Annotated in this window: 20 protein-coding genes, 3 pseudogenes and 1 CRISPR repeat array; of the genes and pseudogenes, 10 read left to right on the top strand and 13 right to left on the bottom strand. The window is 42.8% G+C overall.

What is annotated here, in order from left to right; genetic code table 11:
• Window positions 1–179: 179 nt before the first annotated feature.
• The 6 genes and pseudogenes from NSTC731_RS32480 to NSTC731_RS32505 form a co-directional block, all read right to left on the bottom strand.
• Window positions 180–1,109 (bottom strand): polysaccharide deacetylase family protein, encoded by a 930-nt coding sequence (locus NSTC731_RS32480; RefSeq protein WP_445628545.1) that lies wholly within the window; start codon window positions 1,107–1,109, stop codon window positions 180–182.
• A 711-nt stretch (window positions 1,110–1,820) separates the two neighbouring features.
• The gene (gene rpsU / locus NSTC731_RS32485; protein WP_292717212.1) at window positions 1,821–2,015 is read right to left on the bottom strand and encodes a 30S ribosomal protein S21; all 195 of its coding nucleotides are present in this window, start codon (window positions 2,013–2,015) and stop codon (window positions 1,821–1,823) included.
• Between the two features lie 123 nt (window positions 2,016–2,138).
• A complete protein-coding gene (locus NSTC731_RS32490) occupies window positions 2,139–2,453 on the bottom strand; it encodes an RNA recognition motif domain-containing protein (protein WP_194047264.1) in 315 nt (104 codons plus the stop codon).
• Window positions 2,454–2,858: 405 nt separating this feature from the next.
• Window positions 2,859–3,719 carry a 3'(2'),5'-bisphosphate nucleotidase CysQ family protein gene (locus tag NSTC731_RS32495; protein ID WP_445628546.1) on the bottom strand — a complete coding sequence of 287 codons (861 nt, stop codon included), beginning with the start codon at window positions 3,717–3,719 and terminating at the stop codon, window positions 2,859–2,861.
• A gap of 89 nt (window positions 3,720–3,808) precedes the next feature.
• Window positions 3,809–4,666 (bottom strand): sugar kinase, encoded by an 858-nt coding sequence (locus tag NSTC731_RS32500; RefSeq protein ID WP_445628547.1) that lies wholly within the window; start codon window positions 4,664–4,666, stop codon window positions 3,809–3,811.
• Between the two features lie 125 nt (window positions 4,667–4,791).
• A pseudogene (locus tag NSTC731_RS32505) lies at window positions 4,792–5,325 on the bottom strand (PadR family transcriptional regulator); the annotation flags it as partial.
• A gap of 399 nt (window positions 5,326–5,724) precedes the next feature.
• On the opposite strand from NSTC731_RS32505, the gene NSTC731_RS32510 reads away from it, so the two are divergent.
• Window positions 5,725–6,138 (top strand): hypothetical protein, encoded by a 414-nt coding sequence (locus tag NSTC731_RS32510; protein ID WP_445628548.1) that lies wholly within the window; start codon window positions 5,725–5,727, stop codon window positions 6,136–6,138.
• A gap of 139 nt (window positions 6,139–6,277) precedes the next feature.
• On the opposite strand, the pseudogene NSTC731_RS32515 reads toward NSTC731_RS32510, so the two are convergent.
• A pseudogene (locus NSTC731_RS32515) lies at window positions 6,278–6,409 on the bottom strand (NAD(P)-binding protein); the annotation flags it as partial.
• A 103-nt stretch (window positions 6,410–6,512) separates the two neighbouring features.
• Here NSTC731_RS32515 and NSTC731_RS32520 point away from each other — a divergent pair.
• On the top strand, window positions 6,513–7,487 hold the full coding sequence (locus NSTC731_RS32520) for a DNA polymerase III subunit delta' (protein ID WP_445628549.1): 975 nt from the start codon (window positions 6,513–6,515) through the stop codon (window positions 7,485–7,487).
• Window positions 7,488–7,731: 244 nt separating this feature from the next.
• Window positions 7,732–8,927: pseudogene (locus tag NSTC731_RS32525) on the top strand (Coenzyme F420 hydrogenase/dehydrogenase, beta subunit C-terminal domain).
• Between the two features lie 157 nt (window positions 8,928–9,084).
• Here the strand turns inward: NSTC731_RS32525 and NSTC731_RS32530 are convergent.
• The 3 genes from NSTC731_RS32530 to NSTC731_RS32540 all read right to left on the bottom strand — a co-directional run bounded on the left by NSTC731_RS32530 (window position 9,085) and on the right by NSTC731_RS32540 (window position 15,950).
• Window positions 9,085–9,444 carry a VOC family protein gene (locus tag NSTC731_RS32530; protein ID WP_445628550.1) on the bottom strand — a complete coding sequence of 120 codons (360 nt, stop codon included), beginning with the start codon at window positions 9,442–9,444 and terminating at the stop codon, window positions 9,085–9,087.
• Window positions 9,445–9,597: 153 nt separating this feature from the next.
• Entirely contained in the window at window positions 9,598–11,196 is a 1,599-nt protein-coding gene (locus tag NSTC731_RS32535; RefSeq protein ID WP_445628551.1) for a response regulator, read from the bottom strand.
• A gap of 23 nt (window positions 11,197–11,219) precedes the next feature.
• Window positions 11,220–15,950, bottom strand: a complete 4,731-nt coding sequence (locus NSTC731_RS32540; protein ID WP_445628552.1) for a PAS domain S-box protein — start codon at window positions 15,948–15,950, stop codon at window positions 11,220–11,222.
• A 330-nt stretch (window positions 15,951–16,280) separates the two neighbouring features.
• Between NSTC731_RS32540 and ldpA the strand changes: the two genes are divergently transcribed.
• The 4 genes from ldpA (at window position 16,281) to NSTC731_RS32560 (ending at window position 20,362) form a co-directional block, all read left to right on the top strand.
• Window positions 16,281–17,438 carry a circadian clock protein LdpA gene (gene ldpA, locus NSTC731_RS32545; protein ID WP_445628553.1) on the top strand — a complete coding sequence of 386 codons (1,158 nt, stop codon included), beginning with the start codon at window positions 16,281–16,283 and terminating at the stop codon, window positions 17,436–17,438.
• 83 nt (window positions 17,439–17,521) lie between these two features.
• Entirely contained in the window at window positions 17,522–19,255 is a 1,734-nt protein-coding gene (locus NSTC731_RS32550; protein WP_322693385.1) for a R3H domain-containing nucleic acid-binding protein, read from the top strand.
• A 424-nt stretch (window positions 19,256–19,679) separates the two neighbouring features.
• Window positions 19,680–19,859, top strand: coding sequence for a chlorophyll a/b-binding protein (locus NSTC731_RS32555; RefSeq protein WP_322693332.1), 180 nt, complete (start codon window positions 19,680–19,682; stop codon window positions 19,857–19,859).
• A gap of 179 nt (window positions 19,860–20,038) precedes the next feature.
• Window positions 20,039–20,362, top strand: a complete 324-nt coding sequence (locus NSTC731_RS32560; RefSeq protein WP_194046858.1) for a hypothetical protein — start codon at window positions 20,039–20,041, stop codon at window positions 20,360–20,362.
• Between the two features lie 355 nt (window positions 20,363–20,717).
• Window positions 20,718–21,260: direct repeats of the CRISPR family, unit length 38 nt; unit sequence TATTGCAATCAACTAAAATCCCTATTAGGGATTGAAAC.
• A 164-nt stretch (window positions 21,261–21,424) separates the two neighbouring features.
• On the opposite strand, the gene NSTC731_RS32565 is transcribed toward NSTC731_RS32560, so the two are convergent.
• Window positions 21,425–22,207: a hypothetical protein gene (locus tag NSTC731_RS32565; RefSeq protein WP_445628554.1), complete on the bottom strand. Its 783-nt coding sequence runs from the start codon at window positions 22,205–22,207 to the stop codon at window positions 21,425–21,427.
• Window positions 22,208–22,601: 394 nt separating this feature from the next.
• Here NSTC731_RS32565 and rpsO point away from each other — a divergent pair, with 394 nt between their 5' ends.
• The 3 genes from rpsO (at window position 22,602) to aroF (ending at window position 24,698) form a co-directional block, all read left to right on the top strand.
• The gene (rpsO, locus tag NSTC731_RS32570; protein ID WP_322693329.1) at window positions 22,602–22,871 is read left to right on the top strand and encodes a 30S ribosomal protein S15; all 270 of its coding nucleotides are present in this window, start codon (window positions 22,602–22,604) and stop codon (window positions 22,869–22,871) included.
• An 11-nt stretch (window positions 22,872–22,882) separates the two neighbouring features.
• Complete coding sequence (locus NSTC731_RS32575; protein ID WP_322668932.1) at window positions 22,883–23,353, top strand: PAM68 family protein; 471 nt, start codon at window positions 22,883–22,885, stop codon at window positions 23,351–23,353.
• Between the two features lie 286 nt (window positions 23,354–23,639).
• Window positions 23,640–24,698: a 3-deoxy-7-phosphoheptulonate synthase gene (gene aroF / locus NSTC731_RS32580; protein WP_445628555.1), complete on the top strand. Its 1,059-nt coding sequence runs from the start codon at window positions 23,640–23,642 to the stop codon at window positions 24,696–24,698.
• Window positions 24,699–25,087: 389 nt separating this feature from the next.
• On the opposite strand, the gene NSTC731_RS32585 is transcribed toward aroF, so the two are convergent.
• Together NSTC731_RS32585 and NSTC731_RS32590 are read right to left on the bottom strand one after the other, a co-directional pair.
• Entirely contained in the window at window positions 25,088–25,339 is a 252-nt protein-coding gene (locus NSTC731_RS32585) for a hypothetical protein (RefSeq protein ID WP_445628556.1), read from the bottom strand.
• A 352-nt stretch (window positions 25,340–25,691) separates the two neighbouring features.
• Window positions 25,692–26,954, bottom strand: a complete 1,263-nt coding sequence (locus NSTC731_RS32590; protein ID WP_445628557.1) for an HhoA/HhoB/HtrA family serine endopeptidase — start codon at window positions 26,952–26,954, stop codon at window positions 25,692–25,694.
• Window positions 26,955–26,963: the final 9 nt, after the last annotated feature.

Consider the following 26,963-nt stretch of genomic DNA (forward strand, 5'->3'; position numbering starts at 1 on the left):
TTAGTTATGATTCCCGAATCTATGCAAAAACCCAAAAACCCTTCTCCTCTGCCCTCTGCCCCTCGGTCACTGAGCGTTGGTCATTGAATTTCGACTACGCTCAATTACCGCGTAGCCGAAATGAGCCGAAGTGCTGCCCCTCTGCTGCCTTAATGATAAGTCTTTGACCGGACATGATATCACTGATGATTAAGTTGTTGGTTTGGATGTTCTTGATTTGTTACGGGTGATGCTGCTGTCTCCACACTTTTTTCTTGAGCTTGTATTTCCAGTAGTTGGGGAATCGTCACAAATCTATAGCCTTGGGCTTTTAAACCTGCGATCATTTCTGGTAAAGCCTTGACAGATTTGGAACGGTTGCCACCCCCATCGTGCAACAGTACAATTGCACCGGGTTTTGCATATTTCAGCACATTTTTAACCAGCCCTGGAACTTGAGGCGAATGACGTTCAGCATCTCCCGATTGTTCTGACCACATCATGACAGCATATTTCTCGTTTTTGGCATATTCGGCTAGCCCATTGTTCAGAAAACCCCCAGGAGGACGAAATAGAGTAGTTTTCTCTCCAGTAGTCTTGTAGATAATTTCTGCTGTACGATCGATTTCACTAGCCGCAGTAGCTAAGTCCATGTGGCGATACCAATGATGCCATGTGTGATTACCAATTATGTGACCATCAGCAGCCACTTGCTTGGCAACTTGAGGAAAATATTTCACCATTTCCCCGATCATGAAGAATGTGGCTTTTATATCATTTTTCTTCAAGATTTCTAAAATCTGTGCCGTATTTTTGGGGCTGGGGCCATCATCAAAAGTTAGGGCAATAACTTTCTCATTCGGTTTTAGTTTCCCTTGATATACGATTGCTCCCTGAAAAGCCTTTGGCAGTTCATTTATCTGGTCTGTGACTGGATTTATATTCTGTGCATCTGCACTCATCAGCTTGTTGTGACTCGCTTTAGCATTCTCGCTTTTTGGCTTGAGAATTCCCAACAAATGCTCAAATCCGCTTGTGGTTAAAAGCAAGCTGATACCTAAACTACTAGCACTAGTAACCAATGTAACAAATATTATTTTCAGTAATAAAGATAATTTACGACTAGACACATTAAATCTCCTCAAATATTAGTTATTGGGGATTGGTTTCTCCCTGATGTTCCCATACGTTATATCATGTCCGCGTGATTACTTATTAAACTGGAATTACCCGGACTTGATATTATTTCTAGGCTGTTGTAATTAATATATCTACTGCTGAAAGAAAAAAGAAAACAATAAAATACCTTGAAACATTCCAGCTAAAGGATGTCTCAATTTTGTTAGTACTAATTTGCTACCCTTGTTACACTGAATAAAATAATACTCAGTAAATTTAGCTGACCAGTAGAGCCAGCAATGATAGCAGTATAACCGTAACCTGGAGAAATGCTAGGTAATCGTTATATCATGTCCGGATAATCGCTTACGATAAAAGTAGTGAGTGCGAAGATGAGTAATATCATGTCCGGTTAATTAGTTATAATTCCTGTAATCTATGCAGAAACGGGAAAACCCTCTTTCCCGCAGCTAAGAAGTTCCCAGCAAGAACTGTGGTCTTAATTATAAGTCTTTCACCGGACACGATATTAGTTAAGGGCGCATAGCTAGCTGTAAGCCCATACTTCACGCAACTGAAAACATGTATAATTCAGTAGCGCCGAAAGCCAATACAGCGATTCTACGAACAGTGTTGTTTATCGATTGATGTATGCTAATTACTGACAACAATGAAGAGATGTTGGCTAGATGTCAAATCGAAGGGCAAATTTGCTTGGACTTTTAACTGAAGCGAGAACGTTGTTGACGACGTTGTTTGTGCCTAGCAATTGCTTTACGCTTCTCTTTTTCTATCGGCGTCTCAAAGTGACGCTTTTTTCTCATATCTTGGAAAATTCCTGCTTTAGAAACTTCCCGTTTAAATCTTCTCAAGGCTGATTCAATACCTTCATTCTCTCCTAGAACTACTTGTGTCATTCTCATTCCTCCTTAATATGGATGAATAGTTCAAGACTAGATACCAAATAAAATATTCCAGCAGAATGGAGCCTTTGGCTTTATCTGCTGGAGACTCTAAATGTGAAATTTTCAGGAATTGACTTAGTAGCGATTATTGTTGCGGCGGGCATTATTACCGCCACCCCAGCTACCGCGAGAGGAGTTGCTTCTTTCCTCACGGGGTTTAGCTTTGTTCACTTTCAAATCACGTCCCATCCACTCAGCACCATCAAGTGCATCAATGGCAGCTTGTTCTTGTGTGTCTGATTCCATTTCCACAAAAGCGAACCCACGCGGCCGGCCTGTTTCCCGATCTGTGGGTAGTTGAACACGGTTTACTGTTCCGTATTCTGCAAAAGCCTGCTTTAGGTCCTCTTCTGTAACCTGATAGGACAGGTTTCCGACGTAAATTGACATAGAAATCTCCGAATTCAGGGAGTGTAGAGAGTTAAATTCGGAGAGACGGTTTTTAGAAATCAAAACGAGTTACTCAACCGAAAATAATCTTTATGTCCATGAGTGTAGCACAGCATTCAGTCTTTGAATATTGTCTGATAGTGAATTTTATTCACAAATCAAACCTTTAAAGACGGTTTGCAGACTTTCTAAAGACTGGCTTTTTTTGCTTGTACTATATCAAGTTACACTTTTAATCGGAAATCGTAATTAACTCGCGATCGCCCAGATATTTAGTGTTTTCAAAATTAACTTGTGGACTAAGAGGTAAAGATTATTATTGGTAATAGGATTAATCATACCACGATCGACAGTCTTAAAAGCAAATTAAAGCAAATTAAAAAATATTCATCATCCAGTATCCCGTTAGCTATGGTCAAACTGCGCTAAGATACCTTCTGCTTTTTTACATAGTAATTCGTGATATTCACCATTACTAGCTAGCAAACCTCCCCATTGATTGATATCACCAGTGTTATACTGCAACGGCGTGCCATCGAAGTGAGTAAACTGACCACCGGCTTCTGTTAAAATCAATTCTGGAGCGGCTATATCCCAGTCTTTGGGCGCAGACTTGCCGGAAAGGGAAATGTAGATATCTGCCTGTTGCTCAACAATGGTGGCGATTTTGCAGCCTACACTACCCACAGATTTCTGATTTTGACAGGGTAAATTTTGTAGCAGGCGATCTAACCGTTGGTTGCGGTGAGAGCGACTAACGACTAAGGTTAAATCTTCAATTTGTTTACCTGAAGACACTTGTATAGGAACAGATTCGTTACGGGTTTCTACAAATGTACCCCCGCCTTTGGTAGCGTAATATAACTTATGAGCCTCTGGTATTACTACCACTGCCAACACTGGGCGTGTTTCTTTGACTAAAGCAATGTGAACTGCATAGTCGCCAGTTTTTTCGATAAAATCTCGCGTGCCATCCAAAGGGTCAATTATCCATACCCAAGGGGCAGAAGCCTGTCTACCACTACTTGACGATTGATAAGTTTCTTCGCTGATGTAAGCAAAATCTTCATTACCCAAAGTTGCTTGTAGCCTCTGTAAAATGTATTGACTCACAGCGACATCGGCAACAGTGACAGGCTCATTCTGCTTATATTGGACTTCTAAATTAGGGTCTTTTGCTGTGCCGTGGTAATACGATCGCAGTATATCTGCTGCGCCCCAACCTACCTCACGAGCGATCGCTAATATTTCTTGTAAATCTTTCATTAATTTGGCCTATTTAAAAATATGTATAACGTTGATTAGGGGCGCACAGCGATACTTAGTCTAACTAATTACAAATTACGAATTACGAATTATCTTAAATCCATCCAACGCCGAGTACCAAAAAATTTACAGGAATCAGCAGCAATATTAGCTGCCAGTGTCAGTGCATCAGTAAAGCTTTCCCTTAAAATATAATGACAGAAAGCACCGTGGAAAATATCTCCAGCCCCTAACGTATCAACTGCTTGAATCTGCGGCACATTTACGATACCAGTTTTAGTGCCACTCAAGTATTCAATTGGTTCTTGTCCGTGAGTAATGGCGATGTGAGGAATATCAAATCCACTGAGATAGCTAAAAACATCTTCTCCAGTCTGGCAGTTGGGGGGATAAAAATTAGCTGAACAGATAGCATAATCTACAAACGGTAGAATTTGCTCAAATCCAGGCTTCCAACTACCACCATCGATCGCTACTGGGATATTATTGGCTTTAGCCATTTGAGCTATGGAATCACCAACCGCCATCTGATGTCCATCAATCAGTATGATATCGACATTCTGCAAAATATCTGGCGGAATAGATGCGTTGCTAGCTTGAGTTTTCACAGCATTGATCGAAACCACAGCGCGTTCACCTGTGGCTTGAGTGACAATAATCGAAGATACAGGCGGTACTAAATCAGTGCTAGGCTCAAGGTCTGCGATCGCAACTTTGTAATTTGCCAAATCATCTCGAATTAGCTGCGTCATTGGGTGAGAACCCACTACACCTAAGACTGTAGCCTGATTTCCTAAATAATTGAAAGTTACAGCCGCGTTTGTTGCTGGGCCCCCTGCCGCTACAGTATAGTCAGTAGCGACAATCTTCTGATTATTCTTAGGGGCTGAGTCAGCAAGGTAAATCAAATCTAAAGTTACTAAACCTACAAATAATCCACGATTCATCTGCTGTTTCGTTCAAAATTCAATTCTGATTCTGGCTCACTTTGACTCCTTTCGACTTCGCTCAAGGCAAGTCGCTCAGTGACCTCCTGGCTCCTGAATTCTTTCTTGGTAAATGGATATGGCTCTTGGCGACTGACAACTTCGATTACTGTCTTTAACCAATCAATATAAGTCTCTTCTCTTCGGATTATCAACTCCAGCACCAGCCTTTGCATCACCTGGTTGCGGTTGGCAGATTCATCACCGATTGATGGCAAATCAATGGTTTCACATTCAGCCAGCTTTTTGCTTCGAGCCGCTAATTGTTGCTCCAGTAGATCAATGATGGTTTCATTCGACAACTGATCTGCAAAATGCAACTGGACGAGTAAAGGTTCTCTGATAGTCGGTAAGGGCTGATGAATCCCTAGCCATCGCCTAAATTCCGCTTTCCCTAGCTCCGTCACACTGTAGACTTTGCGGTTGGGGCGATCGTGTTGAATCTCAATGTTACAGGTAATCCAGCCTTGCTCAACTAGCTTATCGAGAGTTCTGTAAATTTGTGCCTGATCTGCTGGCCATAAATGGGCAATGCATTGATCGAAGCAGCTCGTTTTGAGGTCGTAGCCCGTCATTTCTTGCTGCTGAAGAAGACCTAAAATTACATTTGCTAGCGACATGAAGATGGTTTTCCCATAATTGATATTTTCTCGCTCGGTTCTACACTGTGTACTTCTTATAATTTTATGCTAATATATGATTAATCAGATATAAGACATAACGGTTATAAAAAGATATGCTCATTATAATGCTTCTTAGCAAGGAAACCAAATAGATAAAAAACTTCATTCACCAGGGCATGGGGAAGAACAAGGGAATAGGTTACAGGGTACAGATCCCTATCGCCTGTATTTCTGGATCGACATCTAAACCTAAATCAAAGCAAGGTTAAAGGTTACAGGGTACAGATCGCGATCGCCTGTTACCTTTAACCTCTTCCCCAATCCCAATGCCCAATTCTCAATGCTTAGAAATTACTTAAGCCATTGAAGACTATTGTAACGAGAGGATAAGTAACATTGACTTCTAACACACTTACAGAAAGAATACGTCAGCATCAATATCTGCGTGATTTACGAAACAAATTACTCCACCTTCACAAGATGTTGCTGGAGACAGAACGCATTGCCTACGAACAGATTAGTGGACGAGTATCAAGTGGAGAACTTCTTCAGCTAGTCATAGCTCACGAACAATTTGCTTGGCTACATCGCATTTCTGAGATGGTTGTGCAAGTTGATGAAATGCTCCAAGCAGATGAACCGATATTGCTGGAAGATTTCCAAAAATTGATTGCTGATGTCCGTACACTCATTGTACCGTTAGAGACGGGTAATACCTTCGAGAGAAAGTATTACAACGCTCTCCAGCGCGAACCTGGTGCTGTGTTGGCACACGCGGAGATATCCAGATTTCTCACGTCTAAGGTTTGATTGCTAATTTACTAACTCAGTACTCAGTACTGAGTGATGTTAGCGGAAAGCTAAGGTTTAGCCCGTGCTGAAGTGCTGAGTCAATTGAAGAAGTACTCAGCACTTTTGCCTACGATCAAAGCCCCTGGTAATTTTAACTAGTCAGACAACATCCACCAGGTAAATAATGTTGTTCTAGAACTGCTACCCGATAGCCTTGTCGATTTAAACAACCTGCGGCCGAAAGTCCGCCCAATCCGGCTCCCAGGATCGCATAATCAAAGATTTCCATCATTGCTATATATAGAAAAACAAAGAAATAATAATAACTTTTAATTCTTAACTCCTAACTCCTAACTCCTAACTCCTAACTCCTAACTCCTAACTAATAATGAATGACTAACGATCCATTTGCACCAGTTATCGGACAACAGCAAGCTATAGAGTTACTCACTCAGGCTGTCAGACAAAACCGGGTTTCTCCAGCCTACTTATTTGTGGGGCCAGATGGTGTAGGCAGGAGTTTAGCAGCCAGATGCTTTGTGGAATTGCTATTTTCTAATGGGATGGGAGTTACTGCATCTTTACAAAACCGTTTGCGTCAGGGGAACCATCCAGCTTTATTGTGGGTGGAACCAACGTACCAATACCAGGGACAACGATTAACAACAGCAGAAGCAGCCGAAAAAGGACTCAAGCGTAAAGCCCCTCCTGTAATTCGACTAGAGCAAATTCGGGAAATTACCGAGTTTTTAAGTCGTCCCCCTTTAGAAGCACAAAGAAATGTGGTAGTGCTAGAAGAAGCGCAAACAATGGCTGAAGCCGCAGCCAATGCTTTACTTAAAACCTTAGAAGAACCGGGACAGGCGACATTAATTTTAATTGCACCGACACTTGAATCTGTGTTGCCGACTTTGGTATCACGCTGTCAACGCATTCCTTTTTATCGCTTAGATGCACAGTCTTTAGCTGTTGTACTCACACAAACAGGTCATCAAGAAATTTTGTCAAATCAGGCAGTATTGAGCATAGCAGCTGGTAGTGCTGGAAGTGCGATCGCATCTTATGAGCAATTACAAGCTATTCCCGATGAGTTACTCCAAGACTTGAAAAAAGCGCCTAAATCTTACCGCAACGCCTTAGAGTTAGCCAAGACAATTGATAAGGATTTAGATACAGAAGCACAACTGTGGTTAGTTGATTATCTTCAGCAATCTTACTGGCAGCAGTGGCATCAACCTAGTATCATTAACCAGCTAGAACAATCTCGAAAATACTTGCTTGCTTACGCTCAACCACGGCTAGTTTGGGAATGTCTGCTTTTATCTGTGTATCAAAAATCAAATTCTATTTCCCCAACTCATCGCTGAGTGCCATTGTATTTCTATAGTTCCTCATCAAAGCCTCAGTACAATATTTAATTAATTCGTAGCCAAATAAATTAGGTAAAACTCTGCGTTCCTACCCTGCGGGAAGGCGAAGCGCCTATGCGTTTACTTTGCGTCCCTTTGCGTTTCAAAATATTACAATGTCTTGTTCATCCTCTATCGTCAAGTTCATAGCGAGTGAAGGTATTGTAATAAAAGCGATTCCTGGATAAAACAAAAAGTTTATATGACCTCAGTTTCTCCTCACAAAAAAGCCAGAGCCTTAAAACCTACCAGCCGCCGCCCAGCCAAAGAACTCTGTAGCGAGTGCGGGCTATGCGATACATATTATATTCACTATGTCAAGGAAGCTTGCGCTTTTATTAATCAGCAAATAGGCGAACTTGAACAAGAAACACACACGCGATATCGCGCCATCTCGAAAACCCCGATGAACTCTACTTTGGTGTTCATCAAGACATGATAGCGGCGAAGAAACAACAACCCATCGAAGGCGCACAATGGACGGGTATCGTGAGCAGCATTGCCATTGAAATGCTGAATCGCGGCTTAGTTGAAGGTGTAGTCTGCGTGCAAAACACCAAAGAAGACCGCTTTCAACCCATGCCCGTCATTGCCCGGACTCCAGAAGAAATACTAGCAGCACGAGTAAATAAACCAACACTTTCTCCGAACCTTTCCATATTAGAACAGGTGGAAAAATCGGGGATGAAGCGGCTGTTGGTAATTGGTGTTGGTTGCCAAATCCAGGCATTACGAGCCGTAGAAAAACAACTTGGTTTAGAAAAGCTGTATGTTTTGGGTACGCCCTGCGTAGACAACGTTAACCGCGCCGGACTGCAAAAATTCTTAGAAACCACCAGTCGTTCGCCTCATACAGTTGTGCATTACGAATTTATGCAAGACTTTCGGGTTCACTTCAAACATGAAGATGGCTCATCAGAAACAGTGCCTTTCTTTGGCTTGAAGACCAACAAACTCAAAGATGTCTTTGCACCATCCTGTATGAGTTGCTTTGATTATGTTAATTCCCTAGCCGACTTAGTTGTTGGTTATATGGGCGCACCCTTCGGTTGGCAATGGATTGTAGTTAGAAATGACACTGGTAAGGAAATGCTGGATTTAGTGAAAGACCAGTTAGACACTCAACCAGTAACGTCTAAAGGCAACCGGAAAGAAGCCGTACAACAAAGTATTCCCGCTTACGATAAAGGCGTTACCCTGCCGATGTGGGCAGCAAAACTGATGGGTGTGGTAATCGAAAAAATCGGCCCCAAGGGTCTAGAATATGCGCGATTTTCCATTGATTCTCACTTTACTCGGAATTATTTGTATGTGAAGCGCAATCATCCAGAGAAATTAGACGCACACGTTCCAGAGTTTGCCAAGCGTATTGTTGGGCAATATAAATTACCAGAATAGAAGTGGGGCATTGGGCATTGAGAGGAGACAAGGTAGACAAAAAAGAGGGGGGAGATAAGGGAGAGACTTGTTCAATAATTCCCCCTTGTCCCCCTCATCTCCCTGCCCCCTGCCCCCTGCTCCCCTGCTCCCTTGCTCCCCTGCTTCCCACTCCGGCTCACTGCTGACTCAACTCGATAATATTCCCATCCGGGTCTTGAGTGAACAGGGCAGCGCGACCGGAAGCACTAGCTTGAATGGGATAATTCTGATTGAGGAATTCTTGTTTGGCGGCCTCTAAGTTAGCTACTGTGAAGGCAACGTGGGGATTACGTCCCCATTTTTCGTTTGGGTTTTCCGTGGGGACAGTGGTTGAAACTATCAGGTGAATTTGATAGTTACCGACTTGATACCATGCACCAGGGTAGCTTAGGGAACGATCGATTTTGGATAATCCCAATACTTTGCCATAAAAATGTTCAGAGCGTTCTAAGTCAGTCACAAGAATCGCTGTATGGAGACTTTGGGTAATCTGCATTGTCGGTAAGATGTTAGTAAGACGCGATCGCGTTTATTTAGATTTTGGCGTAGTTTGAACTCTTTCGGAGAGCGAGGGAGGCAGGATAAGAAGAATTAATAACCAACACCTAATGACAAAGGACAAATGACAAATGACAAATGCCAAATACCATCACAAACTTAAAGGCAGCTGAACTGTAAACGTTGTCCAGCCCTGAGAACTGGTAACTTCAATCGTGCCTTGGAGATATTCTACTAACTTCTTAACCAATGTTAAACCTAATCCTGTGCCGCTTTCTTGCCAGCGTTCGCTTTCAGGAATCCGGTAAAACGGCTCAAAAATTCGAGATTGTTCTTTTTTCGGAATTATCACCCCAGAATTGCTAAATGTGATTTGAAAATAAGGAACTTGAAAATTATCTAATACATCAGATTTAGCATCCTCATCAAGCGGACTTTTTGTGATATATATTAGCTGAACGTTTAACACAATCTGTCCATCAGGTGGAGTGTATTTACAAGCATTGTTGAGTAATTCTGAGACAATTTCAGTCAGGCTAGCCAAGTCTGAAACTAAAGGTGGTAAATCTGGAGAAACACTAACTTGCAAAGACTGTTCTCTAGCTTGAGCGCGTTCTTGAAAATACTCGGCAACGTGAGGTAGCCAGTTTTGAAGTTGAATTGATGTTAATTCCAATGGATAGACATCTGCATCAATCATTCGTAGATGCAGTAAATTGTCTACCAAATCCAGTTCTTGTTCGCACTGTTCGCGCACAATACGTAAATAGCGGTCTACAGATTCAGGTGGGGGAAGTGTGTTTGAATTTAAGATACCCTGGCGATCGAGAATATTTTCTAGCACAGAGATTGCCATTTTGATGTTTGACAAAGGCGTTCGCATTTCATGAGAAGTGGTTGCCAGAAAATCCTCTTTTAATTGGTTCAGGCGTTGCAGTTCTGCCACTCTAACTTCTAGTTGTTGAGCGCGTTCAGCTGCGAGATTGCGTTCTTCGGTTAACCGTCTTTGCGTGTCATCCCGAAAAACAAATACGGCTCCGGTAATTACACCATTGTTATTTCTCAGGGGAGTAGCGCTATCAGCTATTGGTATAATTGTCCCGTTTCTAGCAACTAGTAGAACACCACTGCCTAAATATATAATAGTTTCTTGTTGGAGGGCTGCAATAATTGGATTTTCTATCGGCAACTGAGTTTGTTCATCAATGATTTTGATAACTTCAGTTAACGTCTTGTCTTTAGCTTCATTCCATTGCCACCCTGTTAAAGCTTCAGCTACCTGATTGATATATTTAATATTTAATTGAGTATCGACTACAATTACCCCATCGCCCATTCCTCGAAGTACAGAACTCAAAAATTGCTCGCGATCGTAGCGATTGAGTGCTGTTTGAATAGCAACGTAAAGTTCTTGCTCTTTAATGGGTTTAAGAATATACCCAAAGGGGGATGTCAGCGTTGCTCGCTCAACAGTACTTTTATCGGAGTGCCCAGTGACGTAGATAATCGGGATTTGCAAATGATGCCAAATTTGCTCTGATGCCTGGATACCATCTATTTCACCGCGTAATCTGATATCCATTAAAATCAAGTTTGGGCGTAATTCAGTTGCTTTTGCAATTGCCTCTTCGGCAGAATCGGCAATATCTAAAACAACATATCCTAAAGACTCTAAAGTTTCTTGTAAGTTGATAGCAAGGATATATTCATCTTCAACAACAAGGACTCGAACTGTTTCTTTTGTCTGCATGTTTGGTGAGAGGTCAATTATGTTCATATCCGGCTGTTTGTAAAAGTAATTTTGAACTCTGTTCCTTGTTGAGAGTCAATTTCAAGTTTTCCTCTTAGCTGCTTGACTAAACCTTGGACAAGTGTTATACCCAGTGTTTTAGTTTTCTTACTATCAAAGTTTTCAGGTAAGCCAACACCATTATCTCTAATAATGAGTGTCAAAGTAGATGCGGATTCTTGATAAAACTTAACCTCAATTTTGCCCCCACAATTGCCAATAAAAGCGTATTTTAAAGCATTAGAAACCAGTTCGTTGATAATTAAGCCACAAGGAATGGCTGTTTCGATGTCAAGGCTAGCATTATCAACTTGAATATGTAGTTGAATCTGGCTGGAACTGACATTATAGGAATCAAATAAATGAGTTGTTAAATCTGGAATGTATTGAGCGAAATCAATATCAGCGAGGTCTTCAGAACAATATAATTTTTCATGAACTAGGGCAATGGAAGCAATGCGGTTTTGGCTATCGCGCAAAATAGCTGTCACCACAGGATCTTGTGTTCGTCTGCATTGCATTTGCAGCAAACTGCTAACAATTCCTAAATTGTTCTTAACACGATGATGAATTTCTTTGAGTAATACTTCCTTTTCTTTTAGAGAGGCTTTGATTTTTTCTTCCGCTTGCTTTTGTTCGGTGATATCTTGTTGGATAGCCACAAGGACACTTCCATACTCAGGATGTTCAAAAACGGAAGCGGTAGCGCTACACCAGAATGGAGTGCCATCTTTTTTAATATTATGGACTTCATAAATTGCTTCGCGGTGTTCTAAAACAGCAGTTCTAATCGCCTGATTAACATCTTCAGGTGTATTGTTTTCATCACCATAGTTAACAATCGATACGTGCTGACCGATTAATTCACCAGATTCATAACCAAACATCTGCTCGAATTTAGGATTGGCGTAGACAAACACGCCATCTGTAGCACGAATTAAGCAAATTCCTTCTGCCATGTTGCGGGTAATGACTGCTTGCAACTCTAACATCTGTTCAGTGCGTTTGCGATCGCTGATTTCAACTACCACAATGCCTATGCTAATAGGTCGATCGGCTTCAGACTGAATTGGAAAATAGGAAGCTAGCCAAGTCCTGATTACACCTGGAAATTTTGGAGTTTCTCCACTGATTTCTAAATCTAAAATCGGTTCGCCCGTTGTTAAAACATGTCGAAAGAGTTGCTTTTGTTTTGGTGCTATATCAGGGACAATCTCCCACGGTGTCTTACCAATATGCTCTGCTGCGGGAATGCCATTAATTTCTGCTAATGCTTCATTAATCAATGAATAACGCAGTTCCCGATCGAGAATGGTTATCCCAACAGGTGCATTATTGATGAAGGTATCCAATAACTTTTGCTTGTGAGCTAGTTCTCGCTCTAGAATTTTGCGTTCTGTGATATCAATCGCTACCCTACCCACTAGCTTTTGTGCAGACAATCCGAGAATCGGGAATTTGTATACCAAGAACTCACCGAGGGAACCGTCTGGTCGAGGAGCAAATTCAATCACCTCAATTGCCTGATTTGTCTCTATGACTGTGCGAATGCGATCGAAATGCTGCCGAGCAATTTCATCTGGGTAGAGGTCAAAAATAGATTGCCCAATTACCTGTTCGGGTAGTAATTTAAATGTCCGCAGGTATGTTTGATTTAAGTAAAGTACACAGCCGTCTGTATCAGTGATGCAAGCTAGCACTGGGCTGTTGTTCATAAATGCCTGGAATCGAGCTTCACTTTCTTGCAAAGCTGCTTCTGCTTGCTTACGTTCACTGACATCAATAATTACCCCTAACATCCGTACAGGTTCGCCTGCTTCGTTGTAAGCAGCACGCCCTTTCCCCGTAAGCCAGCGAACCCTGCCATCGGGATAAATCACTCGATATTCAGCTTGAAAATTAATATGTTGTGCCAGTGCATTTGATACAGTCTGTTCAATTCCGTCAACATCCTCTGGATGCACGCGATCGCGCCATAATTGATAGCTGGCTGCTGATATTTCTGGCTCTAAACCTAACAAACGAAAATGGTTGTCGTTCCAGATAACTTCACCTGTTTGAACATTCCAATCCCAAAGACCGATGTGATTAAATTCCAACGTTAGTCTCAGTTGTTCTTCACTTTTGGCTAAGGCTGCTTCGGCTTGTTTGTGTTCGCGTAGCGCGGCTTGTCGATCGCTGATATCCCGATGAGTACCAGTCATTCGCAGAGGATTACCATCTGCATCTCGCATCACAACCTTGCCGTAGTTGGCAATCCATTTGTATTCCCCTGACTTAGTGCAAAGCCGATAGTCAAATTTGTACGGTATTGAACTGTCCTTGAGGTGAGCTGCCAAGATTTTCTCCACCCAAGGTAGATCGTCTGGATGAACTAATCGCTGCCAAGTACTCAAATTCTGTGGGAGTTCATCAAAGCGGTATCCGAGCATTTCTAAATAGCCAGGGCTGTAATACACCTCTTTAGTCAAAATATGCCAGTCCCACAAAGCATCTCCAGAAGCCTCAAGGGCTAATTGTAGTCGTTCCTCGCTTTCTCGGAGAGCTATTTCTGCTCGTTGCTGCTCTTTTTCACCATACTTCCGGGCAGTAATATCCGTGATTCGTACCAGTTGCATCACAGTACCAGCGACTGTGATTTGCTTGGCGGCGATATTTCCCCAAAAGGGTTTGCCCTGCTTAGTAATATATTCAACTTCTCGACTCCAAAACCCTTGCTGTTTAATTTCTTCCATAAAAGTGGCGATTTCATCGGAAGTAAAGGGTTGTTTTTGTAGAGTATTACTTTCAATATTAATCAGTTCAGCTTTACTAGAGGCTGCAAATAGCTCCACTGCTCGATCGTTACAGTCAGCGATCAGTAATGTTTCAACATCTACCAAAAAAAGTGCATCAGCGGATTCGTTATAAACAGCTTCTAGCAGGTCACGACTACGGATGATTTCTAACTCATTTTGTTTACGTTCTGTAATATCTATAACCGCTCCCAACAGTTTAACTGGCTGTCCTTGAGCGTCATAAGCTATCTCTGCTTTTGATTCAACGTAGCGCACCGAACCATCAGGTCGGATAATTCGATACTCAAGATTGAAAGGGGCTTTTTGAGCGTAGGCGTAGCCCGTTGTAGACATCATCTTTTCGAGTTGAGCCTCTATCCAGGCGCGATCGTCTGGATGAATTATTTGGAGAAGTTCCGTCTGGTCGGGTTCGCCTTGAGTGGGATTTAGACCAGAGATGCGAAAGGTTTCCATTGACCAGGAGCGCTTTTTCGTTTCTAAATTCAATTCCCAACTGCCTACATGGGCGATTTGTTGAGTAGTAGCTAGCAGTGCTTCACTTTGTTGGAGCTTTTCTTTAGCCTGTTTGAGTTCGGTAATATCTCGCCCTTCTGGAATCAACAAAACAGCTTGACCTGTCTCATCTAAAAGCGGACGGAGTGAAAAATCGATTGTTGCTACCCGATTATTTGCACCAAGAACGTCAACTTCATAGCGAATAAACTCTCCTTGGGCTGCACGAGCGATCGCTTGTTTTAATTCTGTTTGAGTTTGTGGTGAAATTGTCCACCAGTGTGCTTCCCAAAAAGGGCGATTGATGACATCTTCTAGTTTCAGTCCGGCAAAACTTAGCGCCGTCTGGTTCGCCTCCAGTAAAATGCCAGCTGGCGTTAGCAGTCCTATGAACTGGAAAGTGTTGTTGAAGATGGCACGGAAACGGCGATCGCTTTGGTGCAATTTGGCAGTGCGCTCCTGTACCTTGGCTTCTAACTCGGTGTTGAGGGTTTGGAGATTGTGATAGAGTTCCGCTTGTTGGATAGCGATCGCTAGTTGCACCGTTATTTGCTTGAGCAATTCCACCTCAAATGTCTGCCATTGTCGCGGGGCAGAACATTGATGTGCAATAAATAGCCCCCAAAGTTCAACTGTTTGAGTCTCCTTGCTCTCTAACAAAATCGGGACAACTAAATTCGCCCTCACCTGAAACTGTTCCAAAAGTTGAATATGGCAATCACTTAAACCCGCTTCGTAGATGTTTGTGGCTGCCCAAATTTTTCCTCGGCGATATTCTCCCCCCTGATTTTCCTGAAAACAGGTATCTTCAATCTTCAGTCCGAAGATTGGTGTCCATTGGGGTAATACCGACTCCGCAACGATGTTACCCCGCATTTGTGGCGTAAAATGATACACTATTACCCGATCGGCACCCAGTAACTGACGGACTTCTTGAACACTCGTGGCAAGGATATCTTGAAGCCTCAACGATTGGCGAATATTAAGAGCGATCGCACCTACTAACTTTTGTTGTTCTTGTTGTTGTTTTAGCTGCCGCATTAGCTGCATCTGCTCGATCGCCCCATGAACCGCTCGACGTAAATTATCAGAAGTCAGTTTTCCCTTGACTAGATAATCTTGCGCCCCACTCTTGATTGCTTGGACTGCGATCGTTTCGTCTCCCTGTCCCGTCAGTATAATTACTGAAATTATAATGTGAGAAGTTTGTCTCTGTAGCTGAGTGAGAAATTCCAGCCCGTCTAAATCTGGTAATCGATAGTCCAACAAAATCACATCTGGTATTTTCCCTTGACAAGCTTGTAGCGCCTGATTGCCAGACTCAAATTCGTAAATATCATAAGTGTAGCGATCGTCCCGCTTTAGGAAGCGTCGATACAAAGCTCTATCTTCAGCAGAGTCTTCTACAAAAAATACAGTTGTCATGTTGTCGGCCTCCTAAGACAGCTGTGGGAGTGGGGAGCAGGGGGCAGGGGGCAGGGAGACAAGGGGGACAAGGGAGACAAGGGAGACAAGGGGGTAAACAAAACTCCTAACTCTTAACTCCTAACTTCTAACTCCTAACTCTTAACTCCTAACTCCTAACTCCTAACTCCTAACTCCTAACTCCTAACTCCTAACTCAGCACTCCTAATGTCCAATCCCCCTCAGCCTCTTGTGCCCCATACCCAATTCGATAAACCCTAAGTTAGCAAATTCGGACTTTTTCTCGATCGCAGACTACTATTTTTAGTCGCATAAACGCATAATAGAATAGTGACTGATCTGTTCGTACCTTTACAATCTCTCAAACAAGGTGACTGGTTCAAGCTGATCTGCGGAGCCAGCTTCCAGCATTTGCCGGCAGTCAGAAGTTTAACGTTAGCCTATACTTTGGCGGGCGCTGACTGCATAGATGTTGCAGCTGATCCAGCAGTAATTGCAGCAGCGCAATCAGGGCTACAAGCAGCCAAATCTCTGGCTCAGGATGCCCAAAAGCGAGGCTTTGACTACAAAGGCAATTTACCGTTTTTGATGGTCAGCCTAAACGATGGAGAAGACCCCCATTTTCGCAAAGCAGAATTTAATCCTTATGAGTGTCCTCCAGACTGCCCTAGACCCTGCGAACGGATTTGTCCGGCACAAGCGATTGTGTTTGACAGTATCAAAAAAGACTTTTCAGGAGTAGTATCCAAAAAGTGTTATGGCTGCGGTCGTTGCATTCCAGTTTGCCCTTATGGTATAATTTATACAGCTTCATACGTGACAACGCCAGGAGCGATCGCGCCATTGGTAATGTCAACGGGAGTAGATGCCGTAGAAATCCATACAAAAGTCGGGCGATTGGCAGAATTTGAGCGATTATGGCAAGCAATTTCACCGTGGGTCGATAAACTAAAGTTACTAGCCATCAGCTGTCCTGATGGTGAAGGGATGATTGACTACTTAAGAACGCTCTACGATAGGATTGCCCCACTCAAGGGTGCTTTAATTTGGCAAACCGATGGTCGTCCGATGAGTGGTGATATTGGCGATGGCACCACAATAGCCGCAGTGAAATTAGGGCAAAAAGTTTTGGCAGCTAAGTTACCAGGATATGTGCAGTTAGCAGGCGGCACAAATAAGTATACCGTTGCTAAGTTAAAGGCAATGGGACTACTTAAAGAGGCAGAGGGGCAAGGGGCAGGGGGCAGAGGAGAAAATTCCCCCTTGCTCCCTGCTCCCTGCTCCCCTGCCTCCATTGCCGGGGTCGCCTACGGTAGCTACGCTCGCGTACTGCTGTCACCAATTCTCGAACAGTTAGAGAATAAGGAGGTAAGTAACACCAATATGAAGGCGACTGTTCGCCTAGAAGAAGATGAAGTATTGCTTTGGCAAGCTGTAGAACTTGCCCATTCTCTCGTTTCCCAGATCAAGTCACAGCAGGAGCATTAATCGCTCGTTCGGAAATATACCCAGGACGGGTTCTCCTGCACGCAAATGTCCTCGCTATCTCTAAAAACGTCACCATAGAACGCATGACGATTACAGACGATCTCCAAAAGTTATTAGACATTTTGCCCCAAGACCTGCAACAAGTACTAGAGAGTCATCCCAAACGAGATAGTTTAGTAGAAGTGGTCTTGGATTTGGGTCGTCGCCCAGAGGCTCGCTTTCCTAATCAAGCTGAGTATTTGAGCGAAGTACCCGTTACTCAAGAACAAATAGATGATTGCATTCAACGAGTCGGAATCTTTGGCGGAGATAATCGGGCAGGAATTGAGCAAACTTTGCATCGGATCAGCGCTATTCGCAACCGCACTGGTAAGATTATTGGCTTGACCTGTCGCGTTGGTCGAGCCGTATTCGGAACCATTGGCATGATCCGCGATTTGGTAGAAACTGGTAAATCGATTCTCATGCTGGGGCGTCCAGGCGTGGGTAAAACTACCGCCTTACGAGAAATAGCCCGTGTTTTAGCGGACGATTTGCAAAAGCGAGTAGTGATTATTGACACTTCCAACGAAATCGCTGGGGATGGTGATGTTGCCCACCCCGCCATTGGTCGCGCTCGACGGATGCAAGTGGCTCATCCAAACGAACAGCATCAGGTGATGATTGAGGCAGTGGAAAACCACATGCCAGAAGTCATTGTCATTGATGAAATTGGCACGGAATTGGAAGCTTTAGCGGCTCGTACCATTGCGGAACGGGGCGTACAGTTGGTAGGTACTGCTCACGGAAATCAGATCGAAAATCTGATAAAAAATCCCACCCTAGCTGATTTAGTTGGGGGTATCCAAGCTGTGACCTTGGGAGACGATGAAGCCAGACGGCGAGGCTCTCAAAAGACTGTTTTGGAGCGCAAAGCCCCACCTACCTTTGAAATTGCGGTGGAAATGTTGGAACGCCAACGCTGGACAGTACACGAAAGTGTTGCTGACACCGTAGATAATCTGCTGCGGGGGCGTCAGCCTACTCCACAAACCAGAACCGTTGATGACCACGGCAAAATTGCAGTTACACGTCAGTTAGCTGTTGTCAACGGTCGTGGTGGACAGCTAGGAACAGTGGAGGATTCTTTCCCACCGGCGCGACCGTCTAATGGCTGGCGTTCATCTGGACAAATGGTTGCACTACCCCAATTGCCTGTAGAGCGGGTAACTGGGCGCAGTGAGTTTGACCGTTTGCTGGATGAATCCTTCAACTATTCTGAGAGCATTGATTTCGATGCTGTTACTAGACACCCAGGGCCGAATGGTGAAGATTTGCCATTGCACGTTTACCCTTATGGGGTGAGCCGCCACCAACTGGAACAGGTGATTAGTGTGCTAACTTTGCCCGTAGTATTGACAAAAGATATAGATAGTGCTGATGCAATTTTAGCACTGCGATCGCACGTCAAAAACCACGCCAAATTACGCCAAATGGCCAAAGCTCGTCATGTACCCATTCACATGATTAAGTCCAGCACCATTCCGCAAATTACCCGTGGTTTGCGGCGGTTGCTGAATATTGACGACCCAGAGATGGCCGACGATCGAGAACTACAATTGTTTTTGCACAATGGTAGCGATGATGAGATGGATGCCTTAGAAGAAGCTAGACTTGCCGTTGAGCAAATTGTGATTCCTAAAGGACAGCCAGTCGAGTTATTGCCACGTTCTCCCCAAGTTCGCAAAATGCAACATGAGTTGGTAGAACATTATCGCCTCAAGTCGCATAGTTTTGGCGAAGAACCAAATAGAAGATTACGGATTTATCCAGCGTAACTTTAAGGGACTTCCAGTTAAAAAATATCCCATAGTAGGGGCGGACTTCCAAATAAAAAAACATCCCAAATTTTCTTGTGGGATGGGTGTCCCCACCCGTCCAAAATTTAGGGCGCTCATGTGCCCACCCCACAAAATGGATAATTTATTTTTTGGAAGTCCTTTAGGAGAAAAATCGATGCATTTGAAAAGCGCTTTAACCATCAAAAATCGCCAAAATCATTATCTATACTCAAGCTAATAGTCCAATTTTCTCGCACTAATTCGCTGTTATCATCAACATCACGCAGCGTCTCATAGACAAAGAATTCATAGAGAGTGAGTAAGTCCTAATTCACTCAATCTTGCATTTTTTTGAACATCTGTTACATTACTTTACAGACAGTTATAACTGCTACAACACTTGAATTTTGGAGTTATGCTCATGTCAGATTTGAAGAATTCTGCGTCTATTGTTTCAGAAGATCCTAATGCTGTGCGTTTTGGCTTCACTCCTCAGAGTGAAAATTGGAACGGTCGGCTTGCAATGATTGGTTTTGTCTCTGCGATTTTGATTGAAGCTTTTTCTGGTCAAGGGCTACTCCATTTCTGGGGTATCCTCTAAATTGGCGATCGTAGGGTAGTACAGCAGTTCTACCCTACATAACTCTTTATATTCCACGCAAGTCATTTGTTTTTAACATCTGGCGGCTATTGCTATTAGTGCAAAATATCAGATTTTTCCGGTTGAGCCAAAATATAAGTGAATAATTACTTTACGTTGAATATGTATAGCTAAAACTCATGGAACTACCCCAGCGCGTATCAGTCCGCTACAAAGACGCGTCCTTCAACACTAATGAAATCCGCTTGAGAACTTTTCGGCTTGGTTTGCAAATATGGGATGAACAAACCAAACCCAGAAAAACAGAGCTTTATCAGTTTATATCGTCTTGCTTGAAACAAGTTGACCGCCAAGATCGTTTTATGTTTTCTCTATTGTTCATAGAATTAACAGACCTCATCCGCAACTCTTCCCTAGAAAGAGGAACAAAAGAGGTTCTGATTAAAACAGCTTTTAGAGAATTTGCTTATGCGATAACAGACTTTGAAGACGTTGCCAAATAAGCTTAGTTATGGGGATGCTGGAATTGCCTAAGTATAGGCATCATCTTAAAGCCATCTGACCTAGTTGAGTGGGATATCTTGGGATATCTATAGTAAACAGCTTTTCAATCGGATTAGTTTTTTAACTAAATGCGCGGATGGGTAGGTGTTGGAGAAGGGGGGAATACAAAAATAGCTGAATTGCCCTATATGCAAGGTTTTGAGGGCTGTAGCATCTTAAAACCATCCGCGCACTTATGTAGACTGAGTTTCAGCTATTTACATTTAGCACAATTGCCACTCCTTATGTTATGATTTTTGCATTCGCGCTATTGAACCTTGAAAACCAAATAACACAAGTCTTTCAGACGCCTGCTATTGCAATCAACTAAAATCCCTATTAGGGATTGAAACAGACTTCTTACTATAAGGAATTATTAAAACCTCTTAAAATTGCAATCAACTAAAATCCCTATTAGGGATTGAAACATCCCATAAATGTAGGTGTGAAATACAGACACATTATTGCAATCAACTAAAATCCCTATTAGGGATTGAAACGATCTAAATCCTTACAAGGGTAAATACAATTCCCTATTGCAATCAACTAAAATCCCTATTAGGGATTGAAACAGAATTTAAAACGGTATCTACGTCTGCTTCAATAATATTGCAATCAACTAAAATCCCTATTAGGGATTGAAACCAGTGCGGATGATATAGGTTTCGTCTGCGGTATTGCAATCAACTAAAATCCCTATTAGGGATTGAAACGAATGCTTCTACTGCTGCCCCAACACTTTCTGGCATTGCAATCAACTAAAATCCCTATTAGGGATTGAAACGAGGCGACAATTTGGGAGCATTGTATTTGTGGATGAAATTGCAATCAACTAAAATCCCTATTAGGGATTGAAACAACACTACCACCACCCGATCAATTACCTTTACTAATCTGATTTTTTCCTCAGCTATTTTCATTAATTTAGGACTATTGAAAATTAGCCTGTGGAAAAAGCCATGCTTTTTCAAGGCTTGAGGACTTCCCGTGAAAAATCAGACTATGCATAGGAGGAGCGATCGTCATATCTTCAAAAAGGCCGCAGCTACAATACTCATTCTTTTGTCTTCAGTAGCTATAACTTCATGCAAAAGGGGTTCAACCTTGGCAAGAGCAGGAACTCCCCCAAAATAATCCTGAAACTGAAAACCTGTATAAATAAGTATTTCTCCAATATCAAGAGTTAATGGTTGAGGGTTAGCACTATCACTAGGTTGAATTCTTAACCCCGATGCAGGTCCAATAATAATTTGGAGAAAGCCTTTGTCTCGATGTATATTTAGCACTACCCGATCTCGATAATATGTCGATCCAACCTGAAGAATCAAGGATGGCAGCAAGTTAGGTTGTAAATAGATAACTAAGTTTTCCAGAAGTGGTTTAAGGATATGGCGATCTATAAACCCAGCTATTTCATAGCCTTGTTGATGAGGCAACCGATCGACGTTATCTCTCCAGCTAGGCTCTAATCCATTTTCAGGAATCAAGAAGTTATCGTGTTCACTAGAAGAGAAATTTCGGGAGTGATAGTACTCAAGTGGAAAATTTTTGCCTTCATATTTATCCTGATATACACCTTTAGGCCAATAGCCACAACGATACCCTGATACTCTTAAATCTTTAGGTTGATCGGATTTAAACAAAAGTCTTTCTGGGATTGGTTGCTCAAAAAACTTCTTCATTGCTTCACGGAAGAAGACTATATTTTGGTGAAACCTCTCCAATTCAGTGGATTCCAAGGTTGTGTCAAGATAGTTTTGTCTCAGGATCGAGTAGCCTTGTTTAGCAAATTGCTGGAAGTTCATGCTGCTCACACCATATTCAATAATCAGTCATTCATTATTTAAATTACTACAAAAAAAGTGGGAAGGTTCCATCCCAAAGTATTACTTTCAGTTAGATATTTATCAAAAATCAGTCATTATTTTAATTACTACAAAAAGAGTGTGAAGGAATTGCCGACGGCAGCCCCTTCACACACTTTCTTAAAATGATTATCATTATTTTAATGGTATAATTTGTTTTCTAGAAGTCTCCTATTAAGGATTAAAACTAATTATACTGAGAGTTAGCCTCTAACCATTTGGTGTCAAAAATTACAAATATTCTTATAAAGGTCATTCCACATCCAGCTTGAGGGCTGTGATATTATAGGAGACTGCTGCATACATTTTAGAAAAACTAGAAACTGAATCGACCATGGCCCTCACGCAACAGCGGAAACAAGAAATAATCTCCAACTACCAAGTTCACGAAACTGACACTGGCTCGGCCGATGTCCAAGTTGCTATGCTAACTGAGCGCATTAACCGCCTCAGCGAACATCTGCAAGCAAATAAAAAAGACCATTCTTCCCGAAGAGGACTGTTGAAGCTAATCGGACAGCGTAAGCGTCTTCTAGCTTACATATCGCAGGAAAGCCGGGAAAAATATCAAGCTTTGATTGCTCGTCTCGGTATTCGTGGATAGGACTACCGCTTATGTCTGCTGAAGAATCTGAACGCAGTCGTTTGCCTTTTGAACCGAACAAAAAGCGCCAAAAACCCGCAAAAGCTCAAAGTAAACCAGCAGCACAGCCCCAAGAATCCGTCAAAAAGGCTGATAAAAAAGTGGTTTACACCAAACAAGAGATGGCAATTCCCCAAGTAGTCAGCCAACGAATGATCCGACGGGTAGCTGGGTTCTCTGGTGTACCAACAGCTTTGGGCATTAGCGCCTTGGTTGCTAGCTATCTGCTTGCTGCCTACTCTGATATCCGACTACCTCCCATCGCCGTGTTATTGGTAAACATGGGATTATTTGGTTTGGGGGTTTTAGGGATAACTTATGGCGTTCTCTCTGCCTCCTGGGATGAAGAAAAAGTCGGAAGTTTTCTGGGTTTGGGTGAGTTCAACACCAATTTGGGACGAATGGTGGCAGCTTGGCGCGAAACTCGGCAAAAAAACTTATGATGAACGGCGCTCAGGTATTAAGTAACTGTGATATTGGGTAAATGAAAAAGTTAATGTTGAAGTTGAAATTCGATCGCTTCAACATTGCTAGTTAAAATCCTACAATCATTTTTATACACAATATCTAGTTAATTAGCAGTAAAAATACTGACTGAGCGCTGCATTTTATCTGTTTATTTTGTAAACAAATTTTATTTTTAACTATTTGTAATTAGGCCAATAGGCAACAATAAAGTTAGCCTATTTACAGAAAATTTTACTCAATTAATTAATCAGGAACTTTCAGATGATTATAGTAATGAAAAGTGGTTCCCCAGAGGCGGAAATAAACCGCATTGATGAGGAACTTAGTAGCTGGGGGCTAACTCCAGAAAAAATTGTTGGTCAACACAAAGTAGTTATTGGTCTAGTAGGTGAAACCGCCAGCTTAGATCCGCTACAAATTCAGGAACTTAGCCCCTGGATTGAGCAGGTGTTACGGGTAGAGCAGCCTTACAAACGAGCTAGCCGTCAGTACCGCCACGGCGAAGCTTCGGATGTGGTGGTTAATACTCCTGATGGAGCAGTAGTATTTGGCGAACATCAGCCTTTGGTAGTCGTTGCTGGCCCCTGCTCTGTAGAAAATGAAGAAATGATTGTGGAGACAGCGCGGCGCGTCAAGGCTGCTGGAGCGGCATTTTTGCGCGGAGGGGCATACAAACCCCGGACTTCACCTTATGCTTTCCAAGGACATGGCGAGAGTGCTTTGGATTTGTTAGCGAAGGCGCGGGAAGTTAGCGGACTAGGTATTATTACAGAAGTGATGGATGCGGTAGACCTCGAAAAAATTGCCGAAGTTGCTGACGTAATTCAGGTGGGAGCAAGAAATATGCAAAATTTCTCCTTGCTCAAAAAAGTGGGAGCGCAGCCGAAACCAGTTCTGTTGAAGCGGGGAATGGCAGCTACTATTGAAGATTGGTTGATGGCAGCCGAGTATATTCTGGCATCTGGCAATCCCAATGTAATTTTGTGTGAAAGGGGAATACGCACCTTTGACCGTCAGTATACACGAAATACACTGGATTTATCGGTAGTGCCAGTGTTGCGAAAACTGACTCACCTGCCAATCATGATTGACCCCAGCCACGGCGTAGGTTGGTCTGAATTTGTGCCTTCAATGGCAATGGCTGCGATCGCAGCTGGTACAGATTCCCTGATGATAGAGGTTCACCCTAATCCTGCCAAAGCTTTATCCGACGGGCCCCAATCTCTGACACCAGATGGTTTCGATAACTTGATGCAAGAATTGGCAGTAATTGGTAAGGCGGTGGGGCGCTGGAAGCAACCAGCAGTGGCTCTAGCTTAAAATTCAATTGCAACTTATTGCTAGCCATAAATTAAGGTTTGTAGTGAGTTAGCGCGGTCTTCTTCCAAAGGGAGAGGTCAAAATAGCACTCGTCGAACCATGTTAAATACGAAATAATGCCCCTTTAGATGATTTCTAAAGGGGATTTTTAAACACTAACTAAACGTGAGTTCGACGGCTCTAAAAACCCCTCTCCAAACCTCTCCCCCACTCTTCGAGAGGCTTTGAAACCCTAATTTTTTTGTTGTCAACTAAGAATATTTCTGTCCCTCTCCGCCTCGGAGAGGGGTTGGGGAGAGGTTCATCGAACTCACGTTAACTAAAGCTATGAAAAAATAAATCTGCAATCAATATTGATGGACAATATTTTTTTGCAATTGTAAGACTTCTTATCGATATACATAGCGAGCAGGTATCCAGCGGCGACCACGATTTGTTTGCACCCAACGTCCAGGAATCACTATTCTCCTTCTTGCTTGAGCAGGGGTATGAACTCTAAATCGCACTGGTCTTCTGATTATTCTAGCTGGAACCGATCGCCTAACTGGTCGTCTGATCTGAGCGTCGGCTTGAAAAGGAATAAAGGTAACAGCAATTGGTAAAATCAGGGCTGCACTAGCAAGCATTCTTTTAATACTCATTCGCAAACTTCCCTTTTATGATATTGACATCAAAGAGATTAATAATTGCCCAATAATCTCTTTGACAAATAAATATTAGGGTTGGAAAGAGCTATTTACTAGTGAGAAAGGTCATTAGTTGAACCGTGACTAATGTCATGGATAAAAATTATAAACATGACTCTGCTATTGAATAAAACGATTTTTACGAGATAGAACTGTTAATACCGAAAATTGTGATTTTGATGTTTGGGGCAGTGCCTATCTGACGGCAATACAATTACTGCAATTCAATTTTGCCACCTGAAAAAAAGGGACGGGTAAAATACCCATCCCAGAAAATTCCCTTTTACTTAATTGACTAGCAAAACTTTTATTGCACTTGGGTTTGGGTGGGGAAAGCACCAGGTTGCACAGCTATGTTAAGATTCTGCCCATTGCGACGTAATTCCATACGTAAATCGCTTCCGACTTGGCTATTTTCTACTGCCCTTTGGACACTGCTGGCATCTGTGACTGCTTGACCTCCAAGGGTTTGGATTACATCACCAGCACGTATCCCTGCTTTAGCGGCTGGTGAATTTGGTACAACTTTTACAACTAATACACCTTTATCTTCATTTACACTCAAACCGCTATTGGGATCTGAGTTGATACTTTGTTTTAGCTGAGGTGTTAACCCCACCATTTGAATTCCCAAGTAAGGATGTTCTACTTTACCTGTAGCTATTAGTTGACTGGAAATGCGTTGTGCTGTGTTGATCGGAATAGCAAAGCCTAATCCTTGTGCCCCTTGAATAATGGCTGTATTCATGGCAATTACCTGGCCGCGAGAATTTAGCAGGGGACCGCCGGAGTTACCGGGGTTAATTGCGGCGTCGGTTTGAATATATTCTACTCGCTTATCGGGAGCGCCGATGAGATTGCTACTGCGTCCAGTGGCACTGATGATTCCGGTAGTTACTGTATTATCTAATCCAAGGGGATTGCCGATCGCGATCGCCCATTCTCCGGGTTGCAGTTGATCTGAATTACCCAAGGCTACTAACGGGAGATTGTCTGCCTGAATCTTCACAACAGCAACATCGGTCAACTCGTCTTTTCCTAACACCTTTCCTTTAAAGCTACGCCCATCCTTGAGTGTTACTGTTACGGTATCAGCACCATCAACTACGTGGGCGTTGGTAAGAATACGACCATCAGCACTAATAATAAAACCTGAACCAGTACCTCTTTCTACACGATCCTGTTGTTCTGGTATTTGAGAACCAAAAAAGCGTTGGAAGAGTGGATCGTTAAATTCATCTGGTAACTGGGTTTTTACGGTACGGGAAGAGTCAATTCGTACCACAGCAGGCCCTACCTTTTGCACCACTTGGGTAACAAAGTTAGGATCTGTGCCTGCTGGGATTGGAGGCGCAGCATTTACTCGACTTACTGCCAAATTAGATGCATTTTCAGACACCTGCTGAGAGTGTCCAGCTAGATAGCCGCCTGCCAATGTCATCCCCGATCCCAGCAGCACCAGCGATAGAGAGGCGGCAGCTTTTCGCCAGGGTTTATAATATTTGGCATCAGCAGTGTTATGTAAAATGCTATTTGATGGGTGTTCTCTGTCGCGAGATTCGTTTTGCATTGCTGTCTG

The sequence above is a fragment of the Nostoc sp. DSM 114167 genome (assembly GCF_052692655.1).

Excerpts from the sequence above, each read along its gene's own strand:
- rpsU (WP_292717212.1), bottom strand. The coding sequence starts at position 2,015 with ATGACACAAGTAGTTCTAGGAGAGAATGAAGGTATTGAATCAGCCTTG.
- NSTC731_RS32490 (WP_194047264.1), bottom strand. The coding sequence starts at position 2,453 with ATGTCAATTTACGTCGGAAACCTGTCCTATCAGGTTACAGAAGAGGAC.
- NSTC731_RS32495 (WP_445628546.1), bottom strand. The coding sequence starts at position 3,719 with ATGAAAGATTTACAAGAAATATTAGCGATCGCTCGTGAGGTAGGTTGG.
- NSTC731_RS32500 (WP_445628547.1), bottom strand. The coding sequence starts at position 4,666 with ATGAATCGTGGATTATTTGTAGGTTTAGTAACTTTAGATTTGATTTAC.
- NSTC731_RS32520 (WP_445628549.1), top strand. The coding sequence starts at position 6,513 with ATGACTAACGATCCATTTGCACCAGTTATCGGACAACAGCAAGCTATA.
- NSTC731_RS32530 (WP_445628550.1), bottom strand. The coding sequence starts at position 9,444 with ATGCAGATTACCCAAAGTCTCCATACAGCGATTCTTGTGACTGACTTA.
- NSTC731_RS32535 (WP_445628551.1), bottom strand. The coding sequence starts at position 11,196 with ATGCAGACAAAAGAAACAGTTCGAGTCCTTGTTGTTGAAGATGAATAT.
- NSTC731_RS32540 (WP_445628552.1), bottom strand. The coding sequence starts at position 15,950 with ATGACAACTGTATTTTTTGTAGAAGACTCTGCTGAAGATAGAGCTTTG.
- NSTC731_RS32550 (WP_322693385.1), top strand. The coding sequence starts at position 17,522 with ATGACGATTACAGACGATCTCCAAAAGTTATTAGACATTTTGCCCCAA.
- NSTC731_RS32555 (WP_322693332.1), top strand. The coding sequence starts at position 19,680 with ATGTCAGATTTGAAGAATTCTGCGTCTATTGTTTCAGAAGATCCTAAT.
- NSTC731_RS32560 (WP_194046858.1), top strand. The coding sequence starts at position 20,039 with ATGGAACTACCCCAGCGCGTATCAGTCCGCTACAAAGACGCGTCCTTC.
- NSTC731_RS32565 (WP_445628554.1), bottom strand. The coding sequence starts at position 22,207 with ATGAACTTCCAGCAATTTGCTAAACAAGGCTACTCGATCCTGAGACAA.
- rpsO (WP_322693329.1), top strand. The coding sequence starts at position 22,602 with ATGGCCCTCACGCAACAGCGGAAACAAGAAATAATCTCCAACTACCAA.
- NSTC731_RS32575 (WP_322668932.1), top strand. The coding sequence starts at position 22,883 with ATGTCTGCTGAAGAATCTGAACGCAGTCGTTTGCCTTTTGAACCGAAC.
- aroF (WP_445628555.1), top strand. The coding sequence starts at position 23,640 with ATGATTATAGTAATGAAAAGTGGTTCCCCAGAGGCGGAAATAAACCGC.
- NSTC731_RS32585 (WP_445628556.1), bottom strand. The coding sequence starts at position 25,339 with ATGAGTATTAAAAGAATGCTTGCTAGTGCAGCCCTGATTTTACCAATT.
- NSTC731_RS32590 (WP_445628557.1), bottom strand. The coding sequence starts at position 26,954 with ATGCAAAACGAATCTCGCGACAGAGAACACCCATCAAATAGCATTTTA.